General features: G+C 72.2%; 14 protein-coding genes. 8 read left to right on the forward strand and 6 right to left on the reverse strand.

The genetic code is table 11. From position 1 onward, the window contains the following. The 3 genes from EUA06_RS04470 to EUA06_RS04480 form a co-directional block, all read right to left on the reverse strand. Positions 1 to 1365 (reverse strand): glycoside hydrolase domain-containing protein, encoded by a 1365-nt coding sequence (locus tag EUA06_RS04470; RefSeq protein WP_165354252.1) that lies wholly within the window; start codon positions 1363 to 1365, stop codon positions 1 to 3. Positions 1366 to 1464: 99 nt separating this feature from the next. Further along, positions 1465 to 1863: a hypothetical protein gene (locus tag EUA06_RS04475; protein WP_129473839.1), complete on the reverse strand. Its 399-nt coding sequence runs from the start codon at positions 1861 to 1863 to the stop codon at positions 1465 to 1467. Positions 1864 to 1872: 9 nt separating this feature from the next. After that, a complete protein-coding gene (locus EUA06_RS04480) occupies positions 1873 to 2952 on the reverse strand; it encodes a WXG100 family type VII secretion target (RefSeq protein ID WP_129473840.1) in 1080 nt (359 codons plus the stop codon). A gap of 147 nt (positions 2953 to 3099) precedes the next feature. Between EUA06_RS04480 and EUA06_RS04485 the strand changes: the two genes are divergently transcribed. Together EUA06_RS04485 and EUA06_RS04490 are read left to right on the forward strand one after the other, a co-directional pair. Further along, complete coding sequence (locus EUA06_RS04485) at positions 3100 to 3480, forward strand: hypothetical protein (protein WP_129473841.1); 381 nt, start codon at positions 3100 to 3102, stop codon at positions 3478 to 3480. Between the two features lie 2 nt (positions 3481 to 3482). Then, a complete protein-coding gene (locus EUA06_RS04490; RefSeq protein WP_129473842.1) occupies positions 3483 to 4670 on the forward strand; it encodes a hypothetical protein in 1188 nt (395 codons plus the stop codon). Positions 4671 to 4753: 83 nt separating this feature from the next. On the opposite strand, the gene EUA06_RS04495 is transcribed toward EUA06_RS04490, so the two are convergent. Further along, positions 4754 to 6211, reverse strand: a complete 1458-nt coding sequence (locus tag EUA06_RS04495) for an MFS transporter (protein ID WP_129473843.1) — start codon at positions 6209 to 6211, stop codon at positions 4754 to 4756. Between the two features lie 121 nt (positions 6212 to 6332). Here EUA06_RS04495 and EUA06_RS04500 point away from each other — a divergent pair, with 121 nt between their 5' ends. Further along, positions 6333 to 6881 (forward strand): TetR/AcrR family transcriptional regulator, encoded by a 549-nt coding sequence (locus tag EUA06_RS04500; protein ID WP_129473844.1) that lies wholly within the window; start codon positions 6333 to 6335, stop codon positions 6879 to 6881. A 116-nt stretch (positions 6882 to 6997) separates the two neighbouring features. Continuing rightward, positions 6998 to 9226 (forward strand): phosphoribosylformylglycinamidine synthase subunit PurL, encoded by a 2229-nt coding sequence (gene purL / locus EUA06_RS04505; RefSeq protein ID WP_129474375.1) that lies wholly within the window; start codon positions 6998 to 7000, stop codon positions 9224 to 9226. A gap of 101 nt (positions 9227 to 9327) precedes the next feature. On the opposite strand, the gene EUA06_RS04510 is transcribed toward purL, so the two are convergent. After that, complete coding sequence (locus tag EUA06_RS04510) at positions 9328 to 10077, reverse strand: ABC transporter permease (RefSeq protein ID WP_129473845.1); 750 nt, start codon at positions 10075 to 10077, stop codon at positions 9328 to 9330. Beyond that, the gene (locus EUA06_RS04515) at positions 10074 to 11093 is read right to left on the reverse strand and encodes an ABC transporter ATP-binding protein (RefSeq protein WP_129473846.1); all 1020 of its coding nucleotides are present in this window, start codon (positions 11091 to 11093) and stop codon (positions 10074 to 10076) included. The genes EUA06_RS04510 and EUA06_RS04515 overlap by 4 nt, the downstream gene beginning before the upstream one ends. A gap of 63 nt (positions 11094 to 11156) precedes the next feature. On the opposite strand from EUA06_RS04515, the gene EUA06_RS04520 reads away from it, so the two are divergent. The 4 genes from EUA06_RS04520 to EUA06_RS04535 all read left to right on the forward strand — a co-directional run bounded on the left by EUA06_RS04520 (position 11157) and on the right by EUA06_RS04535 (position 14240). Then, complete coding sequence (locus EUA06_RS04520) at positions 11157 to 12110, forward strand: helix-turn-helix transcriptional regulator (RefSeq protein ID WP_207208212.1); 954 nt, start codon at positions 11157 to 11159, stop codon at positions 12108 to 12110. Positions 12111 to 12120: 10 nt separating this feature from the next. Beyond that, entirely contained in the window at positions 12121 to 12969 is an 849-nt protein-coding gene (locus tag EUA06_RS04525) for a prolyl oligopeptidase family serine peptidase (RefSeq protein ID WP_129473847.1), read from the forward strand. 112 nt (positions 12970 to 13081) lie between these two features. Then, a complete protein-coding gene (locus EUA06_RS04530; protein WP_129473848.1) occupies positions 13082 to 13423 on the forward strand; it encodes a sterol carrier family protein in 342 nt (113 codons plus the stop codon). A 10-nt stretch (positions 13424 to 13433) separates the two neighbouring features. After that, positions 13434 to 14240 (forward strand): GNAT family N-acetyltransferase, encoded by an 807-nt coding sequence (locus EUA06_RS04535; protein WP_129473849.1) that lies wholly within the window; start codon positions 13434 to 13436, stop codon positions 14238 to 14240. The last annotated feature ends 7 nt before the right edge of the window (positions 14241 to 14247 follow it).

Genomic DNA, 14247 nt, shown 5'->3' on the forward strand with positions numbered 1-14247 from the left:
TCAGAGCCCGCGCTGGAGCTTGTTCCAGGTCTGCGGCGTCGCCACGCCGGAGACCGTGATGCGCAACCGCGACTGGTAGCTGCGGAGGGCGGCCTCGGTCTTGGCGTCGAACACGCCGCTCGCGCGGAACCGGCCGGCGCCCGCGGCGTTGAGCGCGCGCTGCAGCCGGTGCACCGACTCGTCGACCGAGCCGCGCTTGACGATCGTGCGTACACCCGCCGACAGCAGCGCGGTCCAGTGCCGCTTCTCGAAGGAGTCGCTCGGCGTGAACCGCCGGCTGGCCTGCCACGCCCGCGCACCCGCGATCGTCGCGGCGTCGTACGAGCCGTTGACCGGACCCGAGTAGGTGCCCTGCTCGGTGAGCAGGCACTGCAGCACCTTGACGCGGGTCGGCTGCGCCGAGGTCGGCGTGAGGGTCGGGTACTTCCAGTAGCCGAGCCGCGTCCCGGGGCAGCGACCCTCGGGTGCGGGCACAGATCCGGCACCGAGGTCGATGAAGTTGCTGTCGATGTTGATCGTGACGCCGCCCCACGTCTCGTTGTGGCCGCCGCGGTACTGCTTCATCCGGCCACCGGGACGCCAGCCGTCCTCGGGGATGTACGTCGTCGAGGTGTCGGCCTTGCCGTCCCACCGGGCTATCCAGATCCGGTCCGGCAGCGAGAACTGGCCGGGACGCTGCGTGCGCGCGTCGTCGAGCATCTTGATGCCCGAGCTGGCGCTGGAGTAGAAGCCGGCGACGTAGCCGTGCGCCTTGATGCGGCTCACCCAGGCTGACGTGAAGACCAGCGCGGACTCGCGGCACGCCGTGTTGGTGAGGTCGAAGCCCTCCAGGTCGTACCAGATCGTGCTCCCCGGCCCGATGCCGTACGCCATCGCGTCCGCGGCGTTCTTGTCGGCCTCGACGGTGCCCTGGGCGGCGGCCGCGGCGTAGGCGTTCGCGGGCTTGTTGGAGATCTTGAAGTCGTCCTTGTAGCGCGGGAACCGCGGCTGGCACGACGCCTGCGGGCCGAGTGCGATCGGCAGGAGCCGCCACCCGCGAGCGACCTGCGCGGCGACCCACGCCGGGCTCAGGTTGGGTTGCGTACGGCAGGCGCGGGAGTCGCCGGAGATGTAGATGCCGACCGCGGAGAAGGGCGACTTCGCCCACCAGGTGTCCATCGCGGTCTGGGTCGGGGCGACGCACTGGTCGAAGCCGTGCCCGGTGAAGTCGCCGGGCGTGGCCAGCGCGATCTGCCGCTGCGAGGCAAGGCGAGGCGTCGTCCCCGCGTCGTCGGCGGTCGCCGGCGCGATCCCGGAGAGGGGCACGGCGAGGACGAGCGCCAGGGCGGCGACGAGCCGTCGCGAGGCACGGCTCGGGGCGGGCATACGCATGGTGGCTCCACGACTGGGGAAGGTGCGGCCCGAAAAGGAAACCACACCCGTCACACCCGTCACAGAGCAACGGCTGAACTACAGCGCCGTAGTTCAGCTCTCGCTGGTCGGCACCTCGTCGAGGAGGAAGTTGCCCTTGGCCTCCTCGGCCTCGACCAGCTCCTCGAAAGCGAGTGCGATGTCCTCCTTGTGCTCCTCGACCATCCGGTTGAGGTGCCCCTGCAGGAGGGTGGCGTTGGGGGAGTCGCCGGAGAACACCTGCTCCCAGCTGTCCTCACCACCCCGGATCTTCTCCACGAGCGTCTTCATGTCCTCGCCGAGCTCGCCGGAGGAGGCCTGCGCCTCGAGCGCCTCCTTCTCCTCGGGTGTCAGCAGGGGCCGCGCGTTCAACGCGTCGACCGTCTCCGTGAGGTCGGCGAGGCTGGTCGACAGGTCCTCGCGGGCCTCGCTGATGGCGGCCAGGATCTCCTGCTGGCTGCGGGGATCGTTCATGGGGCGAGGCTACGCGGGGACGACCGTCACCGCTGCCGGTCGCTGGCCGATCGTCGGCGTCGTGATCGAGCTCGGATCACGGGTCACGCTGCTCGGCGCACCGGTCGAGGTCGGGGCGGTCGGCGTCGAGACCGGCGCCTTGTCACCGTCGAAGAAGTTCTTCACGGTCTCGATGAACGACTTGACCTGCTTGAGGATGTTGATCAGCTTCATGATCGCCTTGTAGGCCTTCATCACGGCCTGGAACGCCTGCCACACGGCCTGCACGACGCGTGCCCAGCCGACGCCCGGGATGCTCATCGTGGCGAGCGCGGACGACACGGTCTGCACGGCCGACTTCACGCACTGCACCACCGAGAGCGCGGTCTGCCAGGCGTCCTTGCAGATCTGGACGACGTTCTGACCCATCTGCACGAGCTGGCCGGCCTGCGTGTTGAGCGAGCCGACCCAGGTGCCGATCTGCTTGATCGCCGCGTCCGAGGCGCCACCCTGCCAGGTGTTCGAGATGGTCTGGCCGCCGCTCTGCAGGTTGCTCGCGACGCCCTTCATCGACTGCCCGAGGGCACCGAAGGACGACCCCTGCGAGGAGGCGCCGACCACGTCGCCGCCGATCTTCTCGGCGAGCTCGGCGCGGATGTCGAAGCCGGTGAGCATCCGCACCAGGTCGCACACGGTGTCGTAGGGGAAGCCGAAGCTGATCTGCGGCAGGCTCGTCTCGGTCGGCCCCGCGCGCCGGATCGTGGTGTCGGCGACATCGAAGAAGTTGACCGTGCCGTCGCGGCCGTCGGTGCCCTGCGCGTTGTGGCGGCGTACGACGCCGTCCTCGGTCAGCGTGAAGTCGCGGGCGGTCGCCCTGAGCGCCTCGGCGTGGTCACGCATCCCGGTGCCGTTGTCCTCGAGCGACTGGTGCACCGAGGGCAGCAACGAGTTGTAGGCACCCATCATCGTCTCGAGGATCGGCCCGAAGTCCGTCTGCACGAGCGCGTTGCCGCCGTTGCGGGCGATGCCGGTGAGGTCGTCGCTGGCCCGCTGCACCTGGGCGGACCAGGCGTCGAGCTCGGAGAGGTCGACGGTCATCACGGCGTTCATCGCGGCTCCTGGGTGCGTCCGAGTGGCAGGGGGCTGTGCCAGTCGACGTTCCCCGAACGACCGGCCGCGAAACCGCCCCTCCACATTTGTTTACCCAGCGCTCGAGGTCGGGTGTTTGGGCCTCACGTGCGCGGGTATCCCGCTGGAGTGAGCGAAGGTGGCAAGCGAGCCCTGATGCAGGTCGACCCGACCAGGTTGGTCGAGCTCGCCGCGTCCTCGGAGGGCATCCTCACCGCGATGGCTCTCGACTGGCAGGCCGCCGCCGAGGACCTGGCCGAGGCGTGCGCCGGGCTCGGCGACGCGACCGGCGCCCAGAACGTCACCGCGTCCTACGCCGACTCGCTGGCCGACGCCGGCGAGGTCGTGACCGCCCTGACCCAGGCGCTCGACGTCGGGATCACGGGGCTGGTCGACGCCGCGCAGGACGCCGTACGCGCCGACGACGCGGTCGCCTCCGAGCTGGCGCGTGCCGCCCACCAGATCTCGGACGAGGGCTTCGGCACGATGCCGGGACGCGGAGGTCGCTGACCGTGCCGGCCAACCCGTGGGAGCTGCGCGCCGACGTGCGTCCGCTCGAGGTCGCGGCCGCGCGGTGGGTCGAGGTCGGCGCGCTGATGGCTCGCCGCGGGGACGAGATCGTCGACGCCGCACTGCGGGCGACCGAGGGCTGGGACGCGGCAGCCGCTGAGAGCTATGAGCAGCACCGGCGCCAGGTGCTGGTCAACCTCGACCGGTTCACGACGCTCGCCGGCCAGATCTCCGGCTCCCTGCGGGCGATCAGCTCGATCCTCACCTCGTCGCAGAAGGAGCTCGACCAGGCGTGGACCAAGGTCGCGCTGATCCCGCACCAGGTGGTGGGTGAGTCGCGCGTCCTCGTCTTCTCGCCGGAGGACGACGAGGGCCGCGGCAAGGTCGACAACGGGAAGGTCGAGACCGAGGAGATCCGCAGCCGACTCGCCCTCTCCCTCGACCAGGAGAGCTCGCGCCTGCGCGCGTCCCGTGCCGAGTTCGTGATGGTCCGCACCGAGCTCACCACCCTGACGGGCGGCATGTTCGGTCGCCGGGTCGGGCCCGGCATCGGGCCCGGATTCGGATCCGTCGTGGAGGAGTCAGGGGTAGGCACCGTGCTTCCCTCGACGTCGGTGCCGGGCTCGGCGCAGTCCGGCGTCACGGCGGCCGGCCTGCCGCCCGTCGCCCCCATCTCGGTCGACATGCCGCACCTGACCGGGCTGTCCGCCGCGGCGCTGACCCCGTTCGTCGCCGCGGCGGCGGGCGGTCTGACCGGCCGCGGCAGCGGCCGCAACGCGGCCACCGGCACGACGCCGCCGATGGGTGGCATGGGCATGGGGGCGATGGGTGCACGCGCCGGCACCATGTCGCGTGGCATGGCCAGCGGCCGCGCCGGTGCCCGGCGGCTCTCGACCCCGCGGCTCGAGGGCGAGGACGACGCCGCCGCGGCGGCCCGGGCCAAGCAGGCCGAGCGGGACGCGAAGCGCGCCGCGCTGGAGGACAAGCGCGCCGAGCGCGCCGCGCGCAAGGCCGAGCGCGAGGCGGAGCGGACCGGGAAGCCCGACCCGTCGGGCAGCGCCGGCAAGAAGGACAGGAAGGACGAGCGGGCCGGCGAGGACGAGCGGCCGGCGATCATCGTCGTGGAGGTCGCGCCTGGGGAGGAGCCGCCGAGCGCTGACCGGGCACTTCCTCGCGATCGAAAGCGCTGACCGGGCACTTCCTCGCGATCGAGAGCGAGGAATCGCCCGGTCGCCGCGTGTCAGCGCGAGGAAGTGCCCGGTCGGCACTGGGGTCAGGCCGCCTCGGCGACCAGCTCGGGCTCCTGCTCGGCGGCGAGCGCCTCGACCTCGGCCCGCGGGCTGCGGAGCACGGTCGCCGCGACGAGCAGCGCCAGGGCCGCGAAGCCGGCGGAGGTGAGCAGCGCCGGCTGGAGGCCCGGGACGAACTGGCCCGGCTCCGCGCCGGCGGCGTACACCGAGACGATCACCGCGACGCCGACCGCGCTGCCGAGCTGCTGCGTGGTCTGCAGCAGGCCCGACGCGGATCCTGCGTGCTCGTGCTCGACACCCGCGAGCACCGTGGCCGTGATCGGCATGAACGCCAGCCCGGTCGCGAGCCCGGCGATCAGCGTCGGGCCGAGCACCGTGCCGAGATAGGTGCCGTCCGTGCCGGCGCCGCTGAGCCAGGCGTACGCCACCACGAGTCCCGACGTCGCGGCCAGCAGCATCGCGCGCGGTCCGACGCGGGCGATCAGCCACGGCGTGATCCGAGACATCCCGAAGATCCCGAGGGTGAAGGGCAGGAACGCGATCCCGGTGGCGAGCGGGCCGAAGCCCAGCACCAGCTGGATGTACTGGACGACGAGGAAGAACATCGACAGGTTCGCGCCGATGATCAGCGCCATCGCGACGAGCGCGCCGACGCGACGACGGCTGCGGACCAGGTGCGGCTGCACCATCGGGTGCGGGTGCCGCGCCTCGGTGCGGGCGAGCAGCAGGAGCAGCGCGGCGCCGAGGACGAACCCGCCGACGGTGCGCACGGAGCCCCAGCCGTGCTCCGGTGCGCCGATGAGCGCCCAGACGAGGGAGACCGCGCCGATGGTCGCGCTCGCTGCGCCGACGAGGTCGAAGCGACCGGAGCGGCGGGGCGTCTCGTCGACGAAGCGGCCGACGAGGAGCAGGACGACGAGTCCGAGCGGCACGTTGATGAAGAGCGTCCAGCGCCACGACCCGACGTCGGTCAGCAGGCCGCCGAGGATGAGGCCGATGGACGCGCCACCGGAGGAGACCGCCCCGAAGAGGGCGAAGGCGCGGTTGCGGGCCGCCTCGTCGGGAGCGCTCGTGGTGAGGAGGGCGAGCACGCTCGGCGCGGCGAGCGCGGCGCCGACGCCCTGGAGGGCGCGGGTCGCGACGAGCTGGCCGGGGGTCTGCGCGAACCCGCCGAGCGCCGAGGCGACGGTGAAGATCGCGAGGCCGGCCTGGAAGGCGCGCAGGCGACCGAAGACGTCGCCGAGTCGCCCGCCGAGGAGCAGCAGTCCGCCGAAGGCGAGGGTGTAGGCGTTGAGCACCCACGACAGGCCCGCCGGTCCGAAGGTCAGGTCCTCGTCGATGCGGGGGAGGGCCACGTTCACGACGGTGGCGTCGAGCACGATCATCAGCTGGGCGACCAGGACGATCGCGATGCCGGCGGCTGCGCGGCCGGCGTGCGGCGGGAGCTCGGTCGGGAGCTCGCGGGCGGTGAGGGATGACATGAGGATGGGTCCTGTTCTGGCCCCGTGGGCCGAGGTACAGTAGATCCGGAGGGTGACTCCGCTTCCTCCACGACAATACGGAGACTGTCTCCGTTTAGCAAGCCTCGAGGTGAGATTTCCGGTGCGTGCCGATGCAAAGCGCAACTACGACCGCATCGTCGAGGCCGCTCGCACCGCCTTCCGGCAGCGGGGCTACGACACCTCGCTCGACCAGATCGCCAAGGACGCCGGGGTCGGTCCCGGCACGCTCTACCGGCACTTCCCGACGCGTGACGACCTGATCGACGCGGTGATGCAGGCGTGGGTCGACCACGTCGAGGACACGGCCGACAAGGCGCTCACCCACGAGGGCGGCCCGCGCGAGGTGCTCCTCAACTGGTTCGAGGAGTACGTCCGGCTGATCAGCGTGCACAAGGGCGGCCCGGCCAAGATCACCGGAGCGATGGGCGACGACGCCTCGCCGATCCGCACCAAGTGCCAGGTGCTGCAGTCCGCCGGCGGCCGGGTCCTGGACCGGCTGCGGGACGAGGACGCCGTACGCGACGACGTCACGCCGCTGCAGGTCGCGCGCCTCGTCGGCGGCATCGCCGCCGTCGCGGACCAGTCCGAGCTCGACCCCGTGGCCGTGCGCCCGATGCTCGAGGTCGTCGCCGACGGACTGCTGAAGTAGGACGGCGCAGCCGCCGGTAGATTGCTGCCGTGCCCGACACGAGCGCCGCCCCCCGTTCTACGCCCACTGCCCAGCCGACCAGCTCAGGTGCCTCCGGGACCCTCGACACGGTCGCGATCGCGTCGGCCGACGCGGAGCACGAGCAGCCGTGGGCCGAGCTCGGCCTGAAGGCCGACGAGTACGCCCGGATCCGCGAGATCCTCGGCCGCCGCCCGACGAGCTCGGAGCTGGCGATGTACTCGGTCATGTGGAGCGAGCACTGCTCCTACAAGTCGACCAAGGTGCACCTCAAGCAGTTCTCCGAGATCCCGCAGGAGACGCCCGTCGGCAAGATGCTCGCCGGCATCGGTGAGAACGCCGGCGTCCTCGACATCGGCCAGGGCTACGCGGTCACCTTCAAGGTCGAGAGCCACAACCACCCGTCGTTCGTCGAGCCCTACCAGGGCGCCGCGACCGGGGTCGGCGGCATCGTCCGCGACATCCTCGCGATGGGCGCGCGGCCGGTCGCCGTGATGGACCCGCTGCGCTTCGGCCCGCTCGACGCGCCCGACACCGCGCGCGTGCTGCCCGGGATCGTCGCCGGCGTCGGCGGCTACGGCAACTGCCTCGGCCTGCCCAACATCGGCGGCGAGGCGGTCTTCGACGAGACCTACGCCGGCAACCCGCTCGTCAACGCGCTCTGCGTCGGTGTGCTCCGCCACGAGGACCTCCACCTCGCCAACGCGACCGGCACCGGCAACCAGGTGGTGCTCTACGGCGCGCGCACCGGCGGCGACGGCATCGGCGGGGTGTCCGTCCTGGCGAGCGAGACCTTCGACGAGGGCGGGCCCGCCAAGCGGCCGAGCGTCCAGGTCGGTGACCCCTTCATGGAGAAGCTGCTCATCGAGTGCACCCTCGAGCTCTTCCAGGCCGGCGTGATCGCCGGCATCCAGGACCTCGGCGGCGCCGGCCTCTCGTGCGCGACCTCCGAGCTCGCCTCCGCCGGTGACGGCGGGATGCACGTCGAGCTCGACAAAGTCCCGTTGCGCGACTCGACCCTCCGCCCGGAGGAGATCCTGATGAGCGAGTCGCAGGAGCGGATGATGGCGGTCGTCGAGCCCGGCGACGTCGACGCGTTCATGGCGATCTGTGAGAAGTGGGACGTCGAGGCGGTCGTGGTCGGCGAGGTCACCGACACCGGGCGGCTGCACATCGACTGGCACGGCGAGCGCGTGGTCGACGTACCTCCGAGGTCGGTGGCGCACGACGGCCCGACCTACCACCGCCCCTTCGCCCGGCCCGACTGGCAGGACGCGTTGCAGGCCGACGACGCCTCGCGCCTGGCGCGGCCGTCCACCGACGAGCTCCGCGACACCGTGCTCCGCCTCGTCGCCTCGCCCAACCTCTGCGACAAGTCGTGGATCACCGACCAGTACGACCGCTACGTGCAGGGCAACACCGTCCTCGCGCAGCCGGCCGACTCCGGCATGGTGCGCGTCGACGCCGACACCAACCTCGGCGTCTCGGTGTCCACCGACTGCAACGGCCGCTTCGCCAAGCTCGACCCCTACACGGGCGCGCAGCTGGCCCTGGCCGAGTCCTACCGCAACGTCGCCACCGGCGGCGCGCGCCCGCTCGCGGTGTCGGACTGCCTCAACTTCGGCTCGCCCGAGGACCCGGACGTGATGTGGCAGTTCGCCGAGGCCTGCCGCGGCCTCAAGGACGCCTGCCTCGAGCTCGGCGTGCCGGTCACCGGCGGCAACGTCAGCCTCTACAACCAGACCGGCGAGACGGCGATCCTGCCGACCCCCGTGGTCGCGGTGCTCGGCGTCATCGAGGACGTCACGCGTCGTACGCCGACCGGGTTCCAGGCCGCGGGCGAGCGGGTCTTCCTGCTCGGCGAGACCCGCGACGAGCTCTCCGGGTCGGAGTGGGCGCACGTCGTCCACGGCCACCTCGGCGGCCTGCCGCCGCGGCTCGACCTCGCCGCCGAGCAGGCGCTGGCGTCGCTGCTGCAGGACGCGTCGCGCGACGGCGTGGTGACCTCGGCGCACGACCTCTCCGACGGCGGCCTCGCCCAGGCCCTGCTCGAGGCGACCTTCGCCCGCGACATCGGCGCCTCGGTCTCGCTCGCCGGCGATCCCTTCGTCGCCCTGTTCTCCGAGTCCACCGCCCGGGTGCTGGTGACGGCGACCGACGCTCAGGTCGACACGCTGGTCGCGCTCGCCGAGCAGTACGGCGTACCGATCACGCCGCTGGGGCAGACCGGCGGCGAGATCCTCTCGGTCGAGGGCGTCTTCGTCCTCCCCGTCGCCGAGGCCAAGGCGGCCTGGCAGGCGACCCTGCCGGCGGCCCTCGGCTCCTGAGGCGACCTCCGGACCCAAGTTCCACGCTTCGCCCCCCAGATCTGGGCTGACAAGCGTGGCGGTCACCGGATATCCGGTGACCGCCAACGGAGACAGATCGTTCAGCTCGAGCGACGCATCGCCCGTACGCCGACCCAGAGCCCGATCACCGCCACGACCGCCGCGCCTGCGACACCCTGCGCGACCACGTCGGCCGGGTAGGTGCCGGCGAAGAGCGCGCGCACCGCGTCGACGACGTACGTCATCGGGTTCAGCGTCGAGACGATCTCCAGCCACTGGGGCGCGCCGTCCATCGGCAGCAGCACGCCGGCGGTGAGCAGCGCCGGGAAGAGCAGCGTCTGCTGGATCGTCCAGAACATCCAGTCCTGGCCCTTCGACGCCAGCGCCAGGGCGAACGACAGCGCGCCGACGCCGATGCTGAAGAGCGACAGGACGAGGGCCGCCGCGAGCACCCCGCCGAGGTGGAGGTCGAAGCTGAACGGCGTGACGACCGCGACGATGATCGCGACCTGCATCAGCATCGGCACGACCTCCTTGAGCGCGCGGCCGACGAGCAGCGCCGGGCGGCCGAGCGGCGAGACCAGCTGGCGCTCGTGCGAGCCCGACTGCATCTCCTCCATCAGGTTCGAGCCGGTGAAGGACGCGCCCATCAGCGCGGTCATCGCCACGATGCCGGGCACGAACCACTGCAGGGCCGAGCCGCCGGTCGCCATCTCCGGCAGCAGCGGCGCGAAGAGCCCCAGGAACACGAGCGGCTGGATCATCGCGAAGACCACGGCCATCGGCTCGCGCCAGACAGGCTTGAGCTCGCGGTTCATCACGTTCAGGGTGTCGGCGACGAAGGTGGTCATGCGGCGACCTCGCTCTCGATCTCGGTGGCGGTGGGCTCGGGGGTCTGCTGGGTCTCGCGCAGGCTGCGACCGGTCAGGTCGAGGAAGACGTCGTCGAGGGTGGGCCGGGCGACCTCCACCCGCGTCGGGGGTACGCCGTCCGCGGCCAGGTCGGCCAGCACCTCACCGACCATCGCGGAGCCGTCCTTGACCCGCAGGTCGACGGTCTCGGCTGACGTGTCGACGCGGGAGTCCGGGACCCGTGACAGCCGGCCGGCCGCGCGGGCCGCGTCGGACGCCGACCCGAAGCCGAGGCGTACGAGGTCACCGAGCCCGCTCTTGAGCCGCGCCGCCGAGTCGTCGGCGATGACGCGGCCGTGGTCGACGACGATCACCCGACCGGCGAGCGCGTCGGCCTCCTCGAGGTAGTGGGTGGTGAGCACGACGGTGCTGCCGGTCTCGGCGTGGAGGCGCTGGATCAGCTCCTGGAGATTGATCCGGTTCTGCGGGTCGAGGCCGGTCGACGGCTCGTCGAGGAACAGCACGCGCGGCAGGTGCACCAGTCCCATCGCGATGTCGAGCCGGCGCCGCTGGCCGCCGGAGAGCGAGGAGACCTTGCGGTCGGCGACGGCCTCGAGGTCGAGGTCGGCGATCAGCTCGCCCGCGCGGCGGTGGGCGTCGGCGCGCGACAGGCCGTGGGCGCGGCCCTGGCTGATCAGCTCGTCGCGACCGAGCTGCCGGTGGCCGGCGCCGTTGCCCTGGCCGACGAAGCCGATCGCCTGGCGCACGTCCCGCTGGCCGGTCACCACGTCGTGGCCGGCGACCGATGCGGTGCCGGAGGTGGGTGGGATGAGGGTGGTGAGCATCCGGAGCGTGGTCGACTTCCCGGCCCCGTTGGGCCCGAGGAAGGCGACCAGCTCGCCCTGCCCGATCTCGAGGTCGAGGCCCTGGACGGCCTCGACGGTCTGCTTGCGCGAGGTGAAGTGGCGGGTCAGGCCACGGGTCACGATCGCCGGTCCTGTGTGGGTGGTGGTCATGGGGATGACGCTACGAACGCATCAGGTCAGTTCCTGACCGCATTGTGAATTATTCTCGGACTCATGAGCACGAGCGAACGGATGCTGCGACTGCTGTCGCTGCTCCAGACCCACCGCTACTGGCCGGGGCCGGAGCTCTCCGACCGGCTCGAGGTGAGCGCGCGCACGCTGCGCCGCGACGTCGACCGGCTGCGCGAGCTCGGCTACACCGTCGACGCGGTCCGCGGTGCTGCCGGCGGCTACCAGCTCCGGGCCGGCGGGTCGCTGCCACCGTTGCTCCTCGAGGACGAGGAGGCCGTTGCGATCGCCGTCGGGCTGCGTACGGCGGCGGCCGGCGCCGTCGCGGGGATGGACGACTGGTCGGTGCAGGCGCTGTCGAAGGTGCTGTCCCTGATGCCGCCACGGCTGCGCCGCCAGATGGACGCGGTCGCGAGCCAGACGGACGCGCCCGGACCGTGGGAGGGCGCGCCGGTCTTCGACGCCACGGTCCTCACCACCCTCGCCCAGGCCTGCCGCGACAGCGAGCTGCTGCGCTTCGACTACACCGCGCGCGAGGCCGAGGTGACCCACCGCCGGGTCGAGCCGCTCCGCCTGGTCAGCCTCGGCCGCCGGTGGTACCTCGTCGCGTGGGACCGCGACCGGATGGACTGGCGCAGCTTCCGCCTCGACCGGATCTCCGCCCCCGAGCCGACCGGCCAGCGCTTCCGGGCCCGCGACCTCCCCGCCGCCGACGCCCTCGCCTTCGTGCAGCAGGGCATCCGCCGGATGCCCCAGCGCTACGCCGTACGCGTGCGGCTGGCGATGCCGGCCGACGACCTCGCGACGCAGGTGGGCCGGTGGGGGACCGTGACCGCTGACGGCGACGGGTGCCTGCTGGAGATGAACGTCGACGACCTCGACTGGCCGGTGATGGTCGTGGCAGGCTCGGGCGCGGAGTTCGTGGTCGAGTCCCCGCCCGAGCTGGCCGAGAAGGTCGCCGAGGTCGGGGCGCGGTTCTCGCGGACGGCCAGCCCCTAGTCTCTGGGCCATGGCCCACCTCCGGCTCGACCGGCGCGCCCTGCTCGCAGGGCTCGGCGTCGCGGCGCTGGCGGGATGCGCCTCCGAGCCCGGGCCGCCCGGCTCGCGGACGACCGATGCAGGGGAGCAACCAGTGGCCGGCGGACTCGAGCGGATCACCTACGGCGACGACCCGAGTCAGTGGGTCGACGTCCACACGCCCGACGGCACGAGCCGCGGGCTCGTCGTCGTGATCCACGGCGGCTTCTGGAAGGCCGAGTACGGCGCGGAGTACGGCGCCCCGCTGGCGCTGGACCTCGTCGGGCGCGGCTGGACCGCGGCCAACGTGGAGTACCGCCGGGTCGGCAACGGCGGCGGCTTCCCCGAGACCCTCGACGACATCCACGCAGCCATCGGTGCGGTCGCGGCCGACGCGGACGGGCCGGTGATCACCCTCGGCCACTCCGCCGGCGGACACCTCGCCACCTGGGCGGGCGCTCGCCAACGCTTCGACCGCTGGGCCGACGGACCGGCCCTCACCCACGTGATCAGCCAGGCCGGGGTGCTCGACCTCGAGGCCGCGGTCGCGGACGGGCTCGGCGCCGACGCCGCAGCCGCGTTCCTCGGCGACGCCGGCGAGACGGCGTACGACCAGGCGGACCCGCTCACGCAGGTGCCGCTCGACGTGCCGATGTGGGCGGTCCACGCGACCGACGACGACATCGTGCCGTTCAGCCAGGCGACGACCTACGTCGAGGCGGCCACCGCGGCCGGTGCCGAGGCGACCCTCGTCGAGGTGGCGGGCGGGCACTTCGGTGTCATCGAGCCGACCAGCGATGCCTGGGCTGCCTGCGTGAAGGTCCTCGACACCATCGGCTGACCCACCGGGATAGTCCGCTGCAAGAGCCGGGCTCGGAGCCAACAACACCGGCCATCTGCAGCGGACTATTCCGACAGGGCTGTGGAGGACCGCCGCCGGATAGCCTCGGCACGTGCCCGCCCGTCTCAAGGTCCTCACCCCCGAGCAGCTCGCGGTCGCCGACACCAGTTCCGACACCAAGGCGCTGGTCAAGCACTACCTCGCCGTCCTCGAGCAGCGCGCCCCCGGCAGGTCGGTCGAGGTCCGGGTACCGCCCTTCGCCGCGGTGCAGGTGGTTCCGGGTGTCCGTCACACGCGGGGCACCCCGCCGGCCGTGGTCGAGACCGACGCCGAGACCTGGCTCGCGGTCGCGACCGGTCGTACGACCTGGCACGAGGCGGTCGACAGCGGCAAGGTCGTCGCCAGCGGCGAGCGCACCGACCTGTCGACCTACTTGCCCCTCACGACGGACTAGCCTCCGCACCATGCACGTGAGCTCCCTCGGTTTCCGCACCGACCTGGCCCTGCTGACCTCCTCGGGCAGCGTGGTGGAGGACCGCGGCACGCACCTGGTGGTCCGCTCGCCGGACAACCCGTCCTACTTCTGGGGCAACTTCATCCTCCTCGCCCAGCCGCCCGTGCCGGGTGGGGAGAAGGAGGTGGTGGGCGCGTTCCACACCGAGTTCCCGCTGGCCGACCACGTCAGCATCGGCATCGACACCGCCGACCTCACCGACGAGGCACGCGCCGCCTTCGAGGCCGCCGGGATGACGGTGGACGTCGCCACGGTGCTCACGGCCGGCTCGCTCGTCGCACCCCGTGAGGTCGAGGCGGAGCTCCACGAGCTGACGAGCGACGACGACTGGGAGGCGCGGGCGCGGCTGAGCCAGCAGCTCTACCCGCAGACGTCCGAGGAGGCGTTCATGACGTTCGCCCGCCAGAAGAACGCCCAGGAGCGCCGGCTCGTCGACGCCGGTCGCGGCACTCGGTTCGGCGCGTTCGTCGACGGCGCGCTCGTCTCGACGGCCGGCATCTTCGTCACCGAGGAGGGCGTCGCGCGCTACCAGAGCGTCGAGACGCACACCGACCACCGTCGCAAGGGCCTTGCCGCGGCCGTGGTCCACGCGGCCGGTCAGCACGGCCTCGACCGGCTCGGCGTACGCACCCTCGTCATCGTCGCCGACACCGACGGGGACGCGATCGGGATCTACCGCCGGCTGGGCTTCGCCGACCTCGAGCGCCAGCTGATGATGGAGAAGCGCAGCGGCGAGTGGGCGTCGATGGACGCCTGAGGACCCC

Source organism: Nocardioides glacieisoli (assembly GCF_004137245.1).
In the GTDB taxonomy this organism is placed as follows: domain Bacteria; phylum Actinomycetota; class Actinomycetes; order Propionibacteriales; family Nocardioidaceae; genus Nocardioides; species Nocardioides glacieisoli.